This is a genomic window from Pricia sp. (genome assembly GCF_041745955.1).
Taxonomy (GTDB): domain Bacteria; phylum Bacteroidota; class Bacteroidia; order Flavobacteriales; family Flavobacteriaceae; genus Pricia.
The window spans coordinates 1-2,830 of record NZ_JBGTHY010000133.1; the positions used below are offsets into that span (position 1 = coordinate 1).

3 protein-coding genes are annotated in these 2,830 nt (G+C 41.7%); all 3 read left to right on the top strand.

Annotated elements, in window-relative coordinates; genetic code table 11:
- Positions 1-1,383 (top strand): TonB-dependent receptor plug domain-containing protein (locus ACEW8S_RS04790; RefSeq protein WP_373517042.1); only part of this gene is annotated, 1,383 nt, incomplete at its 5' end.
- 9 nt (positions 1,384-1,392) lie between these two features.
- A complete protein-coding gene (locus ACEW8S_RS04795; protein ID WP_373517043.1) occupies positions 1,393-2,577 on the top strand; it encodes a DUF4249 domain-containing protein in 1,185 nt (394 codons plus the stop codon).
- Between the two features lie 11 nt (positions 2,578-2,588).
- The coding region (locus ACEW8S_RS04800; RefSeq protein ID WP_373517044.1) for a hypothetical protein at positions 2,589-2,830 on the top strand (242 nt) is incomplete at its 3' end.

Sequence of the window (2,830 nt, forward strand, 5' to 3'; positions counted from 1 at the left end):
TTCAGCTATAGCAATAGATCCTTTTCATTGGATTGGCGTCACGATTTCAACGAAAAAAACAAGGGAAGTCTAGTGCTTGCCAACAGCCAATATAAATTCAATATCGATTATGATGGCAATACCGACGACGATTTTTTGTTGGGCTATCGGGTGAACGAAACAGAAGTTAAACTAAAAATGCAGTACCTCTATTCCAAGGCCCATAAGTTCACCTATGGCGTCTCCACCAAACTATATGCGGTCGACCCCGGTAACATCGAACCCAACGGCGATGCCTCTATAGTTTCCCCATTGATGATACCCGAGGAAAGGGGGTTGGAGTCCGCCATTTTCATATCGGACGATTTTACGGTTAGTAAAAGGTTTACAGTCAATGCGGGATTACGATATTCGATCTATGCCGCTTTAGGAGAATCCATTCAACGGATCTATGATGAGGGACAACCCAAAAACGCATCCACTTTGGTCGACCAGCTAGATTTCGGACAAAACGAATCCATCAAAACCTATGATGGCCTAGAAGCCAGGTTGTCGGCCAGATATTTTTTGACCGATGACTTTTCGGTCAAAGCGAGCTATAACAGCACCTATCAATACATTCATACCCTTTCAAACAATACAACGGTTTCCCCAACGGATACCTGGAAACTATCCGACCTGAATATTAAACCCCAAAATGCCGATCAAGTATCCTTAGGGCTATATAAGAATTTTGATGACAATACCTATGAGACCAGTTTGGAAGGATATTATAAAACATCGGAAAATATTCTTGACTTTAAAGTGGGTGCACAGCTATTGTTGAACGAGACCATAGAGACCGAGGTACTACAAGGTGACGGAAGAGCGTACGGAGTAGAACTATTGGTCAAAAAGACCACGGGTCGGCTTAATGGATGGTTGGGATATAGCTATTCACGTTCCTTGGTGAAACTGGATAGTGATTTCAGTGAAGAAACGGTTAACAATGGAGATTATTTCCCTTCCAATTTCGATAAACCACATGATCTTAGTGTCGTAGCGAACTATAAACTGACCAAGCGGTATAGTGTTTCCGCTAATTTCGCCTATCAAACGGGCCGACCGGTCACCTATCCGATCGGAAGGTATACGTATAATAACTCGGAATTCGTGCTCTACAGCGATCGGAATCAATTCAGGATACCCGATTACTACCGTCTAGATCTCGGTATCAATATTGAAGGTAACCATAAAATAAAAAAGCTGGCGCATAGCTTTTGGAACATTTCCGTATACAATGTATTGGGTAGAAATAATCCGTATTCCGTATTTTTCGTTACCGAAGATGGTCAGGTCAAAGCCTATCAAAGCTCGATTTTTTCCATTGCCGTTCCAACAATTACCTATAATTTCAAATTTTGACGTAAATCGATGGTTTTCAAAGTAAAATATAGTTTTTCGATACTAAAATTGACCATTCTTTTTTTATATAGCTGTGTCGAACCTTTTGATGCGGAAACGGGGACTTTTGAAAGTGTGATCATAATCGAAGCGACCCTGACCGACGAAATGAAAACCCAACAAATAACATTGACCAGGGCTTCACCGCTTGAGGGGGATGCCACGGTCGCTGAAAGCAACGCGCAGGTCTCCATAATCGATGACTCTAAAAATGAATATGTATTCAGGGAAACAGCACCTGGAGTCTATACCTCCGCTAACGAATTTGCGGCACAGCCCAATCAGGGCTATCAACTTTTTGTAACCACCAACAATGGCCGGTCGTATGTTTCCAGTTCGTCACGACTGACAATACAGGATACCGACGAAATTGATGAGCTTTACGCCGAAAGAACCAATGATACGGGTAATGAAGGTATTTCCATCTTTATCGACAATGTCGGTATCGGTGCAAATACCGCCTATTACAGATATGAGTATGAAGAGACCTATAAGGTAATTGCCCCGTTTTGGACACAGAACGACTTGGTCGAGACCCCCCCAGGCAGCTCTCAATTGGATTTGGTGATAAAAGATCAGGAAGAAAGAACCTGCTTCAGAACCGAACTATCCAATACCATTACCGTAGCCAACACCAATGCATTTACAGAAAATCGATTGGCCCGCTTTCCGATTCGGTTTATTGATAAGGACAGTTATATTTTGGCAAACCGGTACAGCATTCTTGTAAAACAGTTCGTTGTATCTAGAGATGCCTTTACCTTTTATGAGACCCTAAGGGATTTTTCCGGTTCTGAAAGCCTGTTTTCGGAAAATCAGCCTGGTTTTTTTGCAGGTAATATCGTATCGGAAACGGATGCTGACGAAAAAGTAGTCGGTTTCTTCGATGTTTCAGCTGTTAGCAGTAAGCGAATATTTTTTGAACACCCCGATTTTTTCCCCGATGGCCCTTTGCCCGACTTTGTAAACGATTGTTTACAGGACGCTCCGAGATATGATACTCTTCTAGATTTGGTGAGGTCTGATTTTGTTAGGTATCTAAGAGAAAATAGCGACCCTGAGCCTTTTGAAGGCCCCTATATAGTGGTAGCGGATATCTGTGGGGATTGCACGGTTTTTGGAAGTAACGTAGTACCTGATTTCTGGGAAGAATAAATAACGTTAGGATGAACAAGGGAATTTTATTTTTAGTTTGGTGTCATATAGCTTTTTTCGGCATTGTACATGGCCAAACTATTGAAAATGAAAATCTCAGCGTTTACGACGAAATTCCGAAAGAAAATCTATTTGTACATTATAATTCGAGTGTACTATTTTCCGGGGAGACCTTGTATTACAAAATTTATTGCTTGAACGCTAAAACAGCGAATTTGAGCAGCCTTAGCAAGATTGCCTACATTGAATTGGT